A 15,694-nucleotide genomic window follows, 5' to 3' on the forward strand; every position below is an offset into this window, starting at 1 on the left:
ATACCTTACTGTTAGTCGGTCTTAGGCCGCTGGATCATTGGGCCCACATCACGGCCACCAATCACATGCATATGCAGATGCGGCACCTCTTGGCGCCCATTCTCACCAATATTGGCCAGCACGCGGTAACCGCCCTGTGCCACGCCATCTTCGCGCGCCACATGGCCGATGGCCGCGATGAATGCGGCCTGCTCCTCAGCTGACGCATTGGCTGAGAAGTCATCCATGGATACATAGGCGCCCTTGGGGATGACCAAGATGTGGGTGGGTGCTACCGGGTTGATATCCCGGAATGCCAGGACGTGATCATCCTCAAAAACCTTATCGCAGGGGATTTCAGCGCGCAGGATCTTGGCGAAGATGTTGTTCTCATCATAAGCGGACATCAGCTGGTCCCCTCTGCTTCTGTAGTGTCGGGCTTAAAGCGGGCCGCCAGCACGTCATAGACTTCCGATGGCGCCAAATCGCAGGCCTGCCATAGAACCAGCAGGTGATAGAGCAGATCGGCACTCTCCTCGGCCAGCTTCTCATTATCGCCGCGCATGGCCTCGATCACGGTTTCCACCGCTTCCTCCCCCACTTTCTGGGCGATCTTGGCCTTGCCCTTGGCATGCAGGCGGGCGGTATAACTGGCCTCTGGATCAGCCTGGCGGCGTTGTTCCAGTACTTGGAAAAGGTCGTCGAGAAACGCGGAATTGGTCATGGTCGTACTGTCTATCTAGCGCAGGCGAATGGGCAGGCCGGCATCGGCCATATGCTGCTTGGCCTCGCCAATCGAGTAGGTGCCAAAGTGGAAGATCGAAGCGGCTAGCACCGCGCTGGCGCCGCCGTCACGTACCCCATCCACCATATGCTCCAAGGTGCCAACACCGCCGGACGCGATAACGGGAACCGGCACCGCATCGGCAACAGCGCGGGTTAGGGCGACATCAAAGCCCTGCTTAGTGCCGTCACGATCCATGGAGGTTAGCAGGATTTCACCGGCGCCAAGCTCGGCCATCTTGGCGGCCCATTCCACGGCATCAATACCGGTCGGGTTACGGCCACCATGGGTGAAGACCTCCCAGCGCGGCGCGCCATCTGGGCCTGGTGCCACGGCCTTGGCATCCACCGCCACAACAATGCACTGATTGCCAAACTTCTCGGCCGCCTCGGCGACGAATTCGGGGCGATGCACGGCGGCGGTATTGATCGAGACCTTATCCGCACCAGCGAGCAGCAGCTTGCGGATATCCTCTACGACCCGCACACCACCACCAACAGTGATCGGCATGAAGACGGCGTCTGCCGTGCGTGACACCACATCGAGGATAATGCCCCGATTGTCCGATGAGGCGGTGATGTCGAGGAAACAAAGCTCGTCAGCACCGGCGGCGTCATAGACCTTCGCCTGTTCAACGGGATCGCCAGCATCAATCAAATCAACGAAGTTAACGCCCTTGACCACGCGGCCATCCTTCACATCCAAGCAGGGGATGATCCGGGCCTTAAGGGCAGAGTTTGGTTGATCGGTAAGCGCGGTCGCGGTCATGCCCGGCGACGCTCCTCACTCAAAATGCGCAGGGCCATCTTGGGATCGATACGACCATCATAGAGTGCCTTGCCGCTGATCACGCCTTCGATGCCGGTCTGTGACTCAGCCTTAAGTGCGCGTAGATCATCCAACGATGATACCCCACCCGACGCGATAACCGGGGTGGTTAGCGCAAAGGCCAGATCGGCCGTCGCATCAATGTTCAAACCCTTCATCGCGCCATCCCGATTGATATCAGTGTAGACGATGGCGGCGACACCGCTGTCCTCAAACTTGAGAGCAAGGTCAAGGGCCTTAACCTCAGAGGTTTCGACCCAACCAGAAACGGCGACCTTGCCATCGCGGGCATCGATGCCAACGGCAACTTGTCCCGGGAATTCCTTACAGGCTTGTTTCACCAGCTCTGGCTCACGCAGAGCGACGGTGCCCAGAATGACCCGGCTGACACCGGCAGTGATCCACTGCTCAATCGCCGCCATGTCACGGATGCCGCCACCCAGCTGAACCGGGATATCGACACTGGAGAGCACGGCCTGAACACAGTCGGCATTAACCGCCTTGCCCTCAATGGCACCGTTCAGGTCAACCAGATGGATCCATTCAAAGCCATCATCCTGAAACTCTTTCGCCTGGGCGGCAGGGTCGGTGTTGTAGACGGTGACATTGGCCATGTCGCCGCGCAGCAGGCGGACACATTCACCGTCTTTAAGGTCGATAGCGGGGTAGAGGATCACGGCTTTACGCGCCTTCTTGCTTCTTATCGCCGGCATCGGCGCTGTTGGTTAGATCGATATAGTAGGAACGGCCAGCAACCGGACGGCCATTGATATGGGCATAGGCGGGATGACGGCCCCATTGGACAAAGCCCATTCCCTCATAAAGCCTTATCGCCGCCGCCTGGGTTTCACGGACATCGAGGTTCAGAACCTTGAGGTTATAGTCATCGCGCGCTGAGCGGATAATCTCATCCAGCAAACGCCGCGCGACGCCAAGGCTACGGGCCCAGGGCGCCACGAACATGCCGGTGACATTGCCCACCATGGCTTGGGCTTCATTGTTCTTGGGCGCGCGGATTAGCTGGGCTGACCCGGCGATAACGCCATCGGCCCGGCCGACAAATAAATGCCGCTCTGGCACCACCAGAACACCGCGCCAGAACCGCTCAAACACATCCCGCTCTGGCGGGACCAGCCAGCCAAACCCGCCGCCATCGAGGATTGAGGCCTCGGCAGCCTCACAGATATCGGGTAAATCACCGGCGCCGAACTCTTCAAGCTCTTCGGCCGTGATGGTGGATTTGGTGGTGACGGTCATGGGGATGGCTATGGGGTGTGGTTCTAAGGCGCTGGCTTAGGGGCGCCAGGTAAGGAAATTGGCGAGAAGGCGCAGGCCGGCGGCTTGGCTCTTCTCAGGGTGGAATTGGGTGCCGACGATATGATCGCGCCCAACCATGGCGGTCAAGGGCACGCCGTAATCAGCATGGGCCAGCAAATGGCCATGATCAGCCGCCTGGAAGGCATAGGAATGGGCAAAATAGACGTGATCACCGGCATCAACCCCGGCCAGAACCGGGTGATCCGCTTGATCAAGCGATAGGGCGTTCCAACCCATATGCGGGATCTTCAGCCCGTTAACGGCGGCGCCTGCAATCTCAGTGATTGGGTCGACCGTACCGCCAACCCAGCTAAAGCCTGGGTGTTTGCCATGCTCATGCCCCTCATCGGCGAAGAGCTGCATGCCGACACAAATGCCGAATAGCGGCCGCTCATGCTGTTCCACATGCTCACGAAGCGCATCGATCAGGCCCGGCACGGCGGCGAGGCCAGCCCGGCAATCGGCAAAGGCGCCCTGGCCGGGTAGAACGATGCGGTCCGCCTGGGCAACAGCCTTTGGATCGGCGGTGACGTCAATGCGCGCAGTATGCCCAACATCGCCGGCAGCCTTCTCAACAGCCTTCGCGACCGAGCGGAGATTGCCCGATCCGTAATCCACCACCACCACGGTCATGGCGGTCGTGCTGCTGTGTTGCGCGGTGTCGCTCACAATGGCGTCCATGATTGGCTGGGCGCTTTAATTCTTGCTGCGGCTGGCGCGGCTGGAAACCGCGGCGGGTGAGAGTGTGCCCTTGGTTGATGGCACCATACCGGCCTGACGCGGGTCATGGGCCACCGCTTCCTTCATCGCGCGGGCCACTGCTTTAAAGCAGCTCTCGGCGATGTGGTGGTTGTTGCTGCCATAAAGGGTGTGGATGTGCAGGGTCATGCCTGATGCTTGGGCGAAGGCCTGGAAGAACTCACGCACCAGCTCGGTTGCCATGGTGCCTAGCATTGGCGCTGTAAACCGGCTGCGGAACACCAGGAATGGCCGCTGTGATAGATCGATTGAGCAGCGGGTCAGCGCCTCATCCATGGGGGTGAAGGCATTGCCAAACCGGTTAATACCGGCGCGGGAGCCGAGCGCTTCATTTATCGCAGCACCGAGGGCCCAGCCCACATCCTCAACCGTGTGGTGGGCATCGATATGCAGATCACCATCACAATTGACTGCGATATCGATCAGGCTATGGCGGGCCAGCTGGTCCAGCATGTGGTCAAAGAACCCAATGCCAGTGTGGTTGTCGGCCTTGCCGCTACCATCCAGGTTCACCGAGACTAGGATCTTGGTTTCCTTGGTCTCGCGCTTAACTTCAGCAGTCCGCGCCGCCGGGTCGGTACCCGCCGCTGCTGCCTTCTTCTTGCTCCGCTCGCCTGCCATTATTGCTCACGCCCATATCCGTGTTTTCAGGAGACTAGCAGAGGCCATGGCTAGGGTGTTAAGTCAAGGACAACTCAAGCATTACGGCCCTGCAGGCGAAGACTCGCCAAACATACCCCTATGCCGTATCTTGCGGTTTGGCATATCAGCTAATGCTGATAATGGGGTGGGCATGACGATGTTCAGGCAGACAATCGGGCGATGTGGTCGGGCGGTATTGGTCGCGCTGCCCTTTGCCCTGCTCGCGGCCTGCGCAGCAATTGAAGTGCCCGAGGTTGCACCGACTGCACAGGCTGGTGGGCTGCAGCCTTGGCCAGTATCAGGCAACCAACCCCCCAATATCCGTCTAAACTATGTTGATCTGGCTCTGCCCGCCTCCCGCCAGATTGGTGGCTATCGGTTTGATATTGAGTGTATGGGCCCCTACAGCAATCTGTTCGTTCGGGATTTACCGCGCAGCCGCACCTCGACCGCCTGGTGGCAGGATGGTGCCACCGGTGCCATTCGGGATGCTGGTTTCCAAGTGCGCCGCGATGAGGATCAACGGCCTACTGGTCAGCTGATCTTGGTGGGCGCTGAGATCAATGAGCTGAAGGTCGATGCTTGCCGTGAGAGCGATTTCTTCTCCCTCGTCGGGTCTGAGGGTGGCGAGACGGGCCAAGCCTATATCCGGGTTCAGTGGGAAGCGTTCGATCCGAATGGCCAGGCCATCTTCTCGGAGGAAGTTGAGGCCACCGCGTTGCTGGCGGATGCAGCTAAGGAAGGCTGGGTCATTCTGGCGGCGGATGCCTTTGCCAACTCAATGCATGAGTTTGCCCTCGACCTTCGTCGTCACATGATTGCCGAGGATGTGCGCGTCACGGGTAGCTTTGTTCCCAGCCCACCAACACCACAACCCCGCGCCCCGGTGGCCGTTGCGCCGCTTAGGTCCAGTGAACCCGCCGTTCGGGCAATCTCTCAGCCGCTTCTGAAAGGCCCGGTTGAGGAGCATGCGGTGGCGCTGTTGGCGGCGACGATGTTGGTGGATGATGGCATTGCACCGCGTCTGGCGATGGCCATGGGCTCGCTTGCTGGTCAGTCGGTGGTGGTCAGTCACTTACCCGCCGATCCAAAGATAGGGGCGCCGGTGACCTTGATGGACAGTGCTGGTCAACAATCATTGGGCCAGGTCATGGCGGTTCCGGGCGATTGGGCCCTGGTCGGCGCCATGGGCCAAGCTGCGAAGATGCCCAAGGGCTTACCCGTCGCCACTGAGGCCCCGGCGATTGGCGATATGATCTATGCCGTTACGGGCCAGGTGGATCGGCAGGGTTTTGAGCCGCAGATCAGCCGTGGGATCATCAGTGGTTTCTGCCCTGATGCGGCGGTGGATGGCAGCGCGCTTTATCAGGTCGACCTCGCGATTGGTCGCGGCGCCATGTTGGGCACGGTGCCTGGGCAGGCGGGTGGCGTGTTGGTGGATGCCAGCGGTAATCTGCTGGGCCTTGCCGTTGCCGCCGAAACCGGCGACCATGACCCGGCCTTAAGCTGTATGCGCACGCTAACGCCCCATGGGCCAGTGCAGCGGCCAGGCACCCTGGCGACCAGATAGGCGATTTAGCCTTAACCGCGTGCCAGGCCTTAGAATGGGAAGGGCGCAGATTATGGCGATGTCTCGATCAATTCGACCTGGCTTGTTGTTTGGCCTGCTTGCCGTGACCGCAATCTCGATCTCGCTATCCACGATCAGCACCGCGCCAGCCCAAGCCTTCAATCCCAGCTGTGATGAGCGGGGCAAAGCGATCGATATCGAGCTTGTCACCGCCAATCCAAACCGGCCCGGGGCCAGTAGTGAGGCGCGCGATCCAATCCGCATGGCCATTCCCTTCGTCTATCTACCGGTGCCGGGGGAGTATTATGGCGGGGAGACGGTCAGCCTGATCCTGCGCGCCACCTGGCCAGGGCTGGGGCCTGCCTGCCTCGACCTGACCGAGTTCCCGGAGAATATGGAGCAGGACCCCTTCGCCCTGATGCAGGCGCGGTTCAACAGCTTGATCACCCTCCATGTGGCCCGGATGGCAGGGCCTGGGCTAGATGCCGAGCTGGCCGGGCAGCAGCGCCGCGCGCCGTTTGAGCATGGGACAACCGAGGATGGCTCCCTACGCATTTATAAGAGCGTGAGCGGTGAGGACGGGAGCGAGGAGGAGGCAGCTAGACCACCAGCACGGATGAGCCCATTTGGCGCCCTGCCGATGATGCAGGAGATGGAGCTGCTGCTGCCTGTTGACCCTCTCAACACCAAGCTTGCCTGGATGACCTGTCTGCGCCTGCCGATCCCGGGTGCCCCAAACCAATGTCAGGCCCGCATTCAGGTGAGTGAGGAAATCCAGGCCGAGATCAGCTTCAATCGTGATCTGCTGCCGAAATGGCGGGAGGCCTGCGATGAGACGGTCGAGCTGATCAATCGCTTCATCGATACCGCTGATTCTGAGCCGCTATAGGGATTATTGAGCGCCAATCCTTGCGGTGGATGAGTGGCACTCATCACCATAGCGCTTGACCTTGGGCGCCTCGCCGCACATCTAGCGGAGTCTGAATGACCCGCAACAATGACCAGCCGCATGACTGACAACGCACACGGGACCGTCACCTGGCACGGCACCACCATCCTAAGCATTCGCAAAAACGGTAAGGTGGTGATCGGCGGTGATGGCCAGGTTTCCATGGGTGACACCGTGATGAAGGGCACCGCCCGTAAGGTCCGCACCCTGGGCAAGGGCCAGGTGATTGCTGGCTTTGCCGGGGCGACCGCCGATGCCTTTACCTTGTTTGAGCGGCTTGAGGCGAAACTTGAGACCTACCCCAATCAGCTGACCCGCGCGGCGGTAGAGCTTGCCAAGGATTGGCGCACAGATCGATACCTGCGCCGGTTAGAGGCGCTGATGGCTGTCTCTGATGCTAAGACCAGCCTGGTGATCACCGGTAATGGTGATGTGCTGGAACCCGATGACGGGATCATCGGCATTGGCTCCGGCGGTAACTACGCCCTGGCGGCCGCCCGTGCCTTGATCGACCGGGATGAGCTCTCAGCCCGTGAGGTGGTGGAGAAGGCCATGGGTATTGCTGGCGATATCTGCGTCTACACCAACCACAATCTGACCATTGAAGAACTAGACAGCGAAGCCTGATCCTATGACCGCCTTTAGCCCCCGTGAGATCGTCTCCGAACTCGACCGCTACATCATTGGCCAGGATGAGGCCAAGCGCGCCGTCGCCATCGCGCTTCGCAATCGTTGGCGTCGGCAACAGCTGGAAAGCCCGATGCGGGAAGAGGTGCTGCCGAAAAACATCCTGATGATCGGCCCGACCGGCTGCGGCAAGACCGAGATTGCCCGCCGCCTGGCCAAACTGGCCGAGGCACCATTTATCAAAATCGAGGCGACCAAGTTTACCGAGGTCGGCTATGTCGGCAGGGATGTGGAGCAGATCGTCCGCGACCTGATCGAAACTGCGATCACCATGATCAAGGATAAGCAGCGCAAGGCGGTCCACGCCCGGGCTGAGCTACTCGCCGAGGATCGGGTGCTTGATGCCCTGGTTGGCGATAACGCGTCTGAGGAGACCCGCACCAAATTCCGCGCCCGCCTGCGTAATGGTGAGCTGGATGATCGGGAGATTGAGATCGAGATGGCGGATACCGGCAGTGGTGGTATGCCGACCATGGATATCCCCGGTATGCCCGGCGCCCAGATGGGCATGATCAACCTGCAAGACATGCTGGGCAAAGCCCTGGGCCAGCCGATGAAGAAGCGCCGCATGCGGGTTGCCGACAGCTATGAAGGCCTAGTTGCGGAGGAGGCGGACAAGCTTCTTGACGAAGATAAGGTGCTGACGGAGGCGAAGGAGGCGGTTGAGCAAAACGGCATTGTCTTTCTGGATGAGATCGACAAGATCTCCGCCCGCTCAGAATACAAGGGCGGGGATGTCAGCCGCGAGGGCGTGCAGCGTGACCTGCTGCCCCTGATTGAGGGCACCACCGTCTCAACCAAATATGGGGCGATTAAAACCGACCATATACTGTTCATCGCCTCCGGTGCATTCCACGTCGCCAAGCCATCTGACATGCTGCCAGAGCTTCAGGGTCGCCTGCCGATCCGGGTGGAGCTTAAAGCTCTGACTGAGGCTGATTTCCGCCGGATCCTAACCGAGCCAGAGGCCAGCCTGATTAAGCAGTATGTGGCGCTGATGGGCACGGAGGGGGTGACCCTGGACGTCACTGATGACGCCATTGATGCCCTCGCCAAGCTAACGGTTGAGATCAATAGCTCGGTTGAGAATATCGGCGCCCGCCGCCTGCAAACGGTGATGGAACGCCTGTTGGAAGAGATCAGCTACACAGCCTCAGACCGCAAGGGTGAGACCATCACCATCGATGCAGAACTCGTCACCGAACGCGTCGGCGAACTCGCCAAAGACGCTGACCTATCGAAGTTTATACTGTAAATTCTTGCTCATCATAGTATGCGTCGGACTAAGGCGATTTGATGAGTAATCTTGCTGAAATTGTAAAGAATCTGAAGGGGGCATTCTACGCTGCATTTGGCGGCCTTATGGCGCTAATGTTTATCTATTATGGGTTTGATTTTCTATTTTTGAGGAGCCGATTTTTGAATGGCGATGCGATCGTCATTTACCATATGATCGGGTTTATCTCTTTTTTAATTGGTTTGCTTGTCCTATCTGTATCTCTAATCGCTTTTACTTTTGTTAAGCTTAATATTACTGATCAGAAACTGAAATATGTATTAGTCTGGTTAATAGTAGCATTGGGTGTTGCAACAATAATTCTGATGGTCGGTTTTCCCAGAACAATTGGTCAGAATATGGCGTTCCAGAATGGCTATGTCTTGTGTCTAACTCAGGACTCAATGCGAGATCGTGGCGCTAGGTATTATGCAATCGACCAGGTGGCCTGCGACACATTTAAATCCTATTACGGATCGAGATTAAGGCAGACTACTAGGGGTGGGTGTTACTCAATAAAGTTAACAAGCGCAGATATCAGGGCGTTCAATAGAGACTATCCCGACAAGATATCTGGTTCCGATGCGCGTCGGCGTGCCGTACAAGGTCTGATCAGACAACAGTGATTAAATTTCTGGCGGATCAGATATCTTTTGCGCTTTCGCATGATGGGCGCAGGGTCGGCTTAACAACGTTAGTATTAAGCAGTTTGTGCCATGTCTTCACCCGCTACCATGCGTCGGCCCGCCCTTGCGGCCCTTGCTATTGGTGCCACCCTGCCGTCAGGCGGGGCGCTGGCTGATGACGCCAATTTCGGTCGGTCGCCCGCGCTTTGGCTGGCCCAAGCGACGGTGCCATCAATCACCCAACCTGCCGCGAATGTGTTGGTGCTGGATGCAAGCCAACTGACCACGGGCGCGATGATTGAGCATGACGGGCCCATTCGCATCTATGGCGACATCGTTGGCACCGGCCCGCGGATTGAGATCCGAACCCCCGACCTCGAAGTTTTTGGCTCGGTTACCGGTCCGAATATTCATCTGCTAACCCAGCCCCTTGGTGGGGTTGATCTGCACCGGGTGGATGAGCATACCGCCCGGCTTAAAATCCATGGTGATGTACAGGTTCTAAATGGCCATATCGGTGGTGCCGGTACTGGTGAGCTCGACGTACTTGGCAATGTCTCCCTAAGCGGCTTTCGAGCCGCTACGGGTATGGTGAGTTCGATGTTCCTGGGCCGTGAGGTCTGCGTTGCCGGCAGCTTGGATGCGACCGGCATTCCTCACGCCGTGATGGTGGGGGCAGATGATCTTCGGGTTGGTCGCGATGTGACCGGTGCCGATCTCAATATCGGCGTGTACTCGGTTGGCTCGGCCATGACCCATATTCGGGAAGAGGGCGAGCTGCCCAGTTTCCCAGGCAGCGCCCTCATCGGTGGCAGCGTGCTGGGTGACCGGATTACCATCAGCAATGGTGAGGTCAGCATCGGCGGTATCATTCAAGGCGCCGATATCAACATCATGGGCCAGCGTTCACCATTGCTGGTCCTGCCAGAGGATGTCAGCTGCGAAGACCCGGCAGCCCTATCAGACAACCGCCATCAACCCCCAGCCGCCCGGTTTGGGTAAGAGTGGTCGGCCTCGACCGGCTTACTTAAGCGGCTAGTTGCGAGCTTGCGATGTGCTCCGCGTACGCCCATATGTAAATAGATGTAGCTGGGCATTGGTCGTGAGAACGGCAATGCAATTGCCGATATGGGGTGAATGGTGTCGGGTAAGTTTGAAAAGCCTAGACCTTTAACATCTAAAGACGAGGCGGATCAGGCAAGGGCCTCCGACCATACTGGGTCACAGCAGTCAAAAGATGGTGCCGGGTTCGTTCTAACCGGCCCACCGAAAAGCAGCCTTGAGAAGCCGATGGAACGGAACTTGGCACTCGAGCTTTTGATGGAAGATCGCCAAGAGAAGCGATCCCGCACACGTTTCTTCATCAGCTTTACCTGCTTCAACGTCATTCTCTTGTTCTTGATGGTGGTGGTTTACGGTTCCCGAGACCGCCCAAGTATCATCACCGCCGGATTGGTAAACCAGAGCCCTGGGTCATGGACTAATTCGACTGGTCTCATGTTCCTCGTCACTGTCGCAGGGGCTATTGCCATGTCCTACGCATTGGCGAAATTTTGGGCGCTGTTCGTGACAGAGGGGAACACAATGTTGATCCGCGCGGTTGCCCGGATCATGTGTGTTATGACCTACTTTTCCATTCTGGCTGTTGCCGCCGGTAGCGTCACAGAAGCAATTGGATGGTTTTTTACAATGCTGGTGCCAGCATTCCTGTACTGGCTGGCATTCCGGCGTGTTTTTTGATCTTCAGCAATGACCTTGGAGTGGTGCCCTGGATAAGCCACCAACCGAACAAGAGGTGCGTGAAGCACAGAAGTTGGCCGATGCAGTGCTTCGCAAGAAAACCGGTAAAGGGCTTACTCACCAGCGCGCATACTCAAGCCTAGGGGCATTTCGACGCCGGTTTCTCCAGTTGACGGATGATATGAGCGCATCCCAGCAGTACTGGCGCATTCTAACTGTCAACTTATCGATTATCGCCGCTCTATTCTTGCTTTCGTTTACTTATCACGCCGGTGGTTACATCGACCAACTGAGTACCGTGGCGAACAGTCACCGACCGGGCAGATGGTTGCCTGGCCTGGCAACCAACACGATCTGGTGGGTTGGCTGCTCGATCCCCTTCAGCTACGCGATTATGCGGGTTTGGCGGCGTACAACGGTTGGTGATGGGTTCACCATCGGCGAACTTATCGGCCTAGTAGGCTTTGTCATCATCGCAATCTCATCAACCAGTCTGTTCTTGGGCAGCCTTGCTGAGGCCGCCCTCTACTGGACTGGTTGGTTGATTTTCGCACTTTTCTATTGGGTTTTTATGAGCAACTACTTCAAGTAAGCCCTACTCGCTTACCCAAGCATTTTCATCAAGCCGGCATCGGCACCGCTGTCGTTGCTCGCCTTGCCCTGGTGCTTGTGCTTGCCGCCGGCTGGCTTGCCGCGACGACGCTTTTGGCCGTGGGCTGGCTTTGAGCCCTTATTGAAGCCTTGCTTGTCGTCATGGCGGCGTGACTTGCGCCCGGCAGTGCGGTTGTCGCCCCGGTTCTCGCTTCGGTTCTCACCCCGATTATCACTGCGCTTCTCATTGCGCCGGTCGGTACGCTTCTCACCTCGGCTATCGCTATAACCGTCTTTGCGGCCATCCTTGCGATCATCCCGATAACCGTCTTGGCGACGATCCTGGCGGCCATCATGGTTGTGGGTCTTGCGGCCGCGTTGCTGACGATTGCCGCGTCCTTCACCCTGCCGGTTATCACTGCCGCGGTTGTCACCGTCGCGGTCTTGTCGGCCCCGACCTTGACCACCTCTACCGTGACCACCCCGGCCTCGGTTGCCACCGTCTTTGCCTTGGCCACGGCGCTTATGGGGGCGTTGGCGATCGCCTTGGCGTTCATCTTCCAACTCTTCAAAGCGTTCTTGCTTGCCGCCTAGCTCTGCCGCCATGGCCTGGGCTGCACGCTCGGCATCGAGGGCATCCTCAATATCCATTTCCATGACTTGGAGTTTGATCTTGGTCAGCTTCTCAATGTCACGGAGGTATTTGCGTTCAGCGCCATCACATAGGGCAATCGCGACACCATCACGGCCCGCACGGGCGGTTCGGCCAATGCGGTGCACATAGGATTCTGAGACGCTTGGCAGCTCGTAGTTAATGACGTGGCTGACATCGTCGATATCAATGCCGCGCGCGGCCACATCGGTTGCCACTAGGATCCGGATATCGCCTTTCTTAAAGGCGTTCAGCGTGCGCTGCCGGTTGTTCTGGCTCTTATTGCCGTGGATCGCGGCAGAGATCAGGCCCGCCTTGTCTAGCTGCTTTACGACCCGGTCAGCACCGTGCTTGGTGCGGGTGAAGACGATGGCTCGCTCCACACTACGGTCGGCAAGCAGTTTGACGAGCACCGCGCGCTTCGCCTGTTGCCGCACATGGATGACCGATTGCTCAATCTTCTCGATGGGTTTTGAGGCAGGTGCCACAGACACCTCAACCGGGCGGTGCAGGAAGTCATTGGCCAGCTTCCGGATCTGGTCCGGCATGGTGGCCGAGAACATGGCTGTTTGCCGGCTGTTCGGCAGTTTAGCCATGATCTTCCGAATGGTTGGCATGAAGCCCAGATCAAGCATCTGGTCTGCCTCATCCAGAACGACGGTCGTGGTTTTATCCAGGCGAACCGCGCCAGTGCTGATGTGGTCCAGCAGACGGCCAGGGGTCGCAATGATGATGTCGAGGCCAGCGGTCAGCGCCTTGATCTGGCCGCCTGGCTTAACGCCGCCAACCACCACGGTGGCCTTATGCGGCACATCCTTGCCATAGATTTTGAGGCCGTCGGCGATCTGGGTTGCCAACTCGCGCGTCGGGACCAGAATCAGGGCTTTTGCCCGGCGCTGGCCGATCTTGTCCTGGTCGCTATTCAGCTTATTCAACAGCGGCAGTAGGAAGGCGGCGGTCTTGCCGGTACCCGTCTGGGCGATACCAACCAGATCGGCACCATCCATCAGTGGCGTGATCGCCTGTGCCTGAATAGGGGTTGGCTTGTCATAGCCCTCCGCCTCAATAGCGCGGAGGATTGGCTTAGCGAGATTAAGATTGCCAAAGGTCATGTCAGTAGAGTTGGTCAAGTGTCTTGCTTTCAAGTTGCATGCGCCAAACTCAGCCGGACACCGCACGGCAACCGGTCATGATGACGGGCGTGCGAGTGTGAGCCGACCAAAGGGCGCGGATCAGTTTTTCAGGAAGCGTGGCGCAGAGCAGCTGCCAAAATTCTAAGTCAATGCAGGGTCTAAATATGCATTGGGGAAGACGCGGTCCGGTCGGCGTATGTCGCCCTTCATCGGTCTCTACGCGCGTCTGATGCCGCAGGTTTAACCATAACGGCTAAGAAAGCGCAAATTTACCAACTGCATAGCTGCTGCGCTGCCTTCTATCGTAGACTGGTTGAGTGCCACTCTCGTTGATCGGCTTGATGACGATCACCCGCTCAAAATACCCTAGATAGCAATGGCAGAGACCGACCAATCCGCGACGAAAGGACAGCCGCCGCCGAACGGCATTCTATTTTTGGCGATGATCGGCGGGGTTGCACTCTTCTATGCCTACTTCGCATCAAACATCAGGGGTGTCATCGGCCTAGCAGAGCAGTTCCAGGCGCTGACGCCAGTTGTTGAGATAACGGGCAACATCACGACGATCGCCATACAGCTGGCCATCGCCCTTCTTGTTCTGGGCTATATCGTGAAGCAGCTGTTTAGCTTCGGCGTGCCCAATCGTTTTGCGCGCGGGTTTCTTGCCGTCATCTTTCTCTGGGCGACCTTCTTCCCGCTGCATTGGCTGCGGGGCTATTTCGCCGATGACATCGTCGCCCACAGGCTGGCCACGATGCATGGCTATGAGTTCTGCACCGACTATATGGGCCGGATTGAGCGGGGCTCTAAATCCGCAATCAGCAAGCCGTTTCTGATCTTCACCCCATCCAATACTGAGTGCCTATTTGTAAAATCGGTCCTGCACTATAAGCACCAGCCACGGTTTCCCGGCCTCCAGAGTTTCCAAATGCCGGAGGTTTTCTATTTTCCAGGCCCAAAGGGGCGATGGGAGAGTTTTGAAGGCGAGGCCGCGCGGTTTATTGAGCGGGTTGGTAACTATGGTCCAAGGCCGACCCCAGAATTGGTCGAGGCCCTACCGCCGGACGATCTGGAGCTGCTGAAGCAGCAGTTCACCAGCATGACCAATCTGGAGCGGTGGATCATCCTACGGAAGGGCAGGCTCGCTGGAGCTGGCGAGCCGCCGCGCAAGATCTACTACCCATCTGAGGGTCTCCTCGATGCCTGGAGCGCCTTAGAGCGGATAGGCTGGGTAACGCCCACCGGGCCGCTGGCCGGTACCCTGGCAGAGCTGGAGCATGAGGAGAGCCATTGGCTCTTCACCCGTGAAACTGCGCAGGCGTATCGATGGGTGGCAGAGGCGGCCGCAAGAGACTTGAACGCCGCCCGCGAATAGCAGAATGGGCGTCAGCCAGCTCTAATCACCCAGGCCCGTAAACTTATAGATTTGGGGATCGCTGACCCCACTCTCATCGGTCTCGTACCGCTCTTGCTTCCATGGGTCGCCGCGCTTGTGATAGCCGCGTGCCTCCCAGGTGCCGCGATGCTCTTTATCCGTAAACCAGATCTGGCGCAGCCATTTGGCGGATTTCCAGAAATAGAGATGCGGCACCACCAGCCTAACCGGCCCGCCATGCTCCCGCGTAAGGGGTGCGCCCTCCCAATGGGTGGCGAGGAACGCATCCTCATGCAGGAAGTCCTTCATCGACAGCGCGGTGGCATAGCCGTCATAGCTGCGCAGGGTGACGAATTTGGCGGTATGCAGGGGTTGCACCGCCTTAACGATCTCCCGGGTTGAGATGCCCTGCCAGACATTGTCGAGGCGGGACCAACCGGTAACGCAGTGAATGTCGTTGCGCCATTCCACCTGCGGCCTGGCCTGGAAATCATGCCAATCCCAATGGATGCGCTTATTGACCATACCGCCCAGGATCAGCTGCCAATCCCGTGGCCGGACCAATGGGTTGTCGCCGATGCTCAGAACCGGGAAACCCTTGGTTAGGGTCTGGCCGGGTGGCACCCGCGGCTTGGTGGTCGCAATCTCTGCTGCCTGATCTTCCGGCAGCTCAACCAGCAATCGACCCTCATCGGCCCATTGCAGCTTGGCGTCCATCAGCTTCCAGTTTATGCCCATACCAATCCCTTACCGGTTCCCCCTTAATATAGAAGCGAACGCGCCCGG

At 58.3% G+C, this 15,694-nt stretch carries 18 protein-coding genes; 9 read left to right on the plus strand and 9 right to left on the minus strand.

All coding sequences use genetic code 11. The features are described 5' to 3' along the window. Positions 1 to 11 precede the first annotated feature (11 nt). The 7 genes from KI792_13250 to hisB all read right to left on the minus strand — a co-directional run bounded on the left by KI792_13250 (position 12) and on the right by hisB (position 4,288). On the minus strand, positions 12 to 386 hold the full coding sequence (locus KI792_13250) for a histidine triad nucleotide-binding protein (GenBank protein ID MBV6633986.1): 375 nt from the start codon (positions 384 to 386) through the stop codon (positions 12 to 14). Next, positions 386 to 703: a phosphoribosyl-ATP diphosphatase gene (locus tag KI792_13255; protein ID MBV6633987.1), complete on the minus strand. Its 318-nt coding sequence runs from the start codon at positions 701 to 703 to the stop codon at positions 386 to 388. The genes KI792_13250 and KI792_13255 overlap by 1 nt, the downstream gene beginning before the upstream one ends. Positions 704 to 718: 15 nt before the next feature. Continuing rightward, complete coding sequence (gene hisF, locus KI792_13260; protein MBV6633988.1) at positions 719 to 1,531, minus strand: imidazole glycerol phosphate synthase subunit HisF; 813 nt, start codon at positions 1,529 to 1,531, stop codon at positions 719 to 721. Continuing rightward, the gene (gene hisA, locus KI792_13265) at positions 1,528 to 2,268 is read right to left on the minus strand and encodes a 1-(5-phosphoribosyl)-5-[(5-phosphoribosylamino)methylideneamino]imidazole-4-carboxamide isomerase (GenBank protein MBV6633989.1); all 741 of its coding nucleotides are present in this window, start codon (positions 2,266 to 2,268) and stop codon (positions 1,528 to 1,530) included. Before hisA ends, hisF begins: the two co-directional genes overlap by 4 nt. A 4-nt stretch (positions 2,269 to 2,272) precedes the next feature. Beyond that, positions 2,273 to 2,848: a GNAT family N-acetyltransferase gene (locus tag KI792_13270; GenBank protein MBV6633990.1), complete on the minus strand. Its 576-nt coding sequence runs from the start codon at positions 2,846 to 2,848 to the stop codon at positions 2,273 to 2,275. A 36-nt stretch (positions 2,849 to 2,884) separates the two neighbouring features. Continuing rightward, positions 2,885 to 3,541 carry an imidazole glycerol phosphate synthase subunit HisH gene (hisH, locus tag KI792_13275; protein MBV6633991.1) on the minus strand — a complete coding sequence of 219 codons (657 nt, stop codon included), beginning with the start codon at positions 3,539 to 3,541 and terminating at the stop codon, positions 2,885 to 2,887. Between the two features lie 63 nt (positions 3,542 to 3,604). Continuing rightward, complete coding sequence (hisB, locus tag KI792_13280; protein ID MBV6633992.1) at positions 3,605 to 4,288, minus strand: imidazoleglycerol-phosphate dehydratase HisB; 684 nt, start codon at positions 4,286 to 4,288, stop codon at positions 3,605 to 3,607. Positions 4,289 to 4,460: 172 nt separating this feature from the next. Between hisB and KI792_13285 the strand changes: the two genes are divergently transcribed. From KI792_13285 to KI792_13320, 8 genes are all read left to right on the plus strand, one after another. Then, entirely contained in the window at positions 4,461 to 5,879 is a 1,419-nt protein-coding gene (locus KI792_13285; protein ID MBV6633993.1) for a trypsin-like peptidase domain-containing protein, read from the plus strand. 52 nt (positions 5,880 to 5,931) lie between these two features. Continuing rightward, positions 5,932 to 6,768 carry a hypothetical protein gene (locus KI792_13290; protein MBV6633994.1) on the plus strand — a complete coding sequence of 279 codons (837 nt, stop codon included), beginning with the start codon at positions 5,932 to 5,934 and terminating at the stop codon, positions 6,766 to 6,768. A gap of 120 nt (positions 6,769 to 6,888) precedes the next feature. Beyond that, positions 6,889 to 7,455, plus strand: coding sequence for an ATP-dependent protease subunit HslV (gene hslV / locus KI792_13295; GenBank protein MBV6633995.1), 567 nt, complete (start codon positions 6,889 to 6,891; stop codon positions 7,453 to 7,455). A gap of 4 nt (positions 7,456 to 7,459) precedes the next feature. After that, positions 7,460 to 8,770, plus strand: coding sequence for an ATP-dependent protease ATPase subunit HslU (gene hslU, locus KI792_13300; protein MBV6633996.1), 1,311 nt, complete (start codon positions 7,460 to 7,462; stop codon positions 8,768 to 8,770). Positions 8,771 to 8,811: 41 nt separating this feature from the next. After that, positions 8,812 to 9,417, plus strand: a complete 606-nt coding sequence (locus KI792_13305; protein MBV6633997.1) for a hypothetical protein — start codon at positions 8,812 to 8,814, stop codon at positions 9,415 to 9,417. 90 nt (positions 9,418 to 9,507) lie between these two features. Then, on the plus strand, positions 9,508 to 10,419 hold the full coding sequence (locus KI792_13310; GenBank protein MBV6633998.1) for a hypothetical protein: 912 nt from the start codon (positions 9,508 to 9,510) through the stop codon (positions 10,417 to 10,419). A gap of 138 nt (positions 10,420 to 10,557) precedes the next feature. Continuing rightward, a complete protein-coding gene (locus tag KI792_13315; GenBank protein MBV6633999.1) occupies positions 10,558 to 11,157 on the plus strand; it encodes a hypothetical protein in 600 nt (199 codons plus the stop codon). Positions 11,158 to 11,212: 55 nt separating this feature from the next. Beyond that, positions 11,213 to 11,749, plus strand: coding sequence for a hypothetical protein (locus tag KI792_13320; GenBank protein MBV6634000.1), 537 nt, complete (start codon positions 11,213 to 11,215; stop codon positions 11,747 to 11,749). An 11-nt stretch (positions 11,750 to 11,760) separates the two neighbouring features. Here KI792_13320 and KI792_13325 read toward each other — a convergent pair whose 3' ends face one another. Then, positions 11,761 to 13,512 (minus strand): DEAD/DEAH box helicase, encoded by a 1,752-nt coding sequence (locus tag KI792_13325; GenBank protein MBV6634001.1) that lies wholly within the window; start codon positions 13,510 to 13,512, stop codon positions 11,761 to 11,763. Between the two features lie 397 nt (positions 13,513 to 13,909). Between KI792_13325 and KI792_13330 the strand changes: the two genes are divergently transcribed. Further along, the gene (locus tag KI792_13330) at positions 13,910 to 14,908 is read left to right on the plus strand and encodes a hypothetical protein (GenBank protein ID MBV6634002.1); all 999 of its coding nucleotides are present in this window, start codon (positions 13,910 to 13,912) and stop codon (positions 14,906 to 14,908) included. Between the two features lie 21 nt (positions 14,909 to 14,929). On the opposite strand, the gene KI792_13335 is transcribed toward KI792_13330, so the two are convergent. Continuing rightward, positions 14,930 to 15,646 carry a sulfite oxidase-like oxidoreductase gene (locus KI792_13335; GenBank protein ID MBV6634003.1) on the minus strand — a complete coding sequence of 239 codons (717 nt, stop codon included), beginning with the start codon at positions 15,644 to 15,646 and terminating at the stop codon, positions 14,930 to 14,932. Between the last annotated feature and the right edge of the window lie 48 nt (positions 15,647 to 15,694).

It is taken from the genome of Alphaproteobacteria bacterium SS10, from assembly GCA_019192455.1.
Lineage (GTDB): Bacteria > Pseudomonadota > Alphaproteobacteria > TMED2 > TMED2 > TMED2.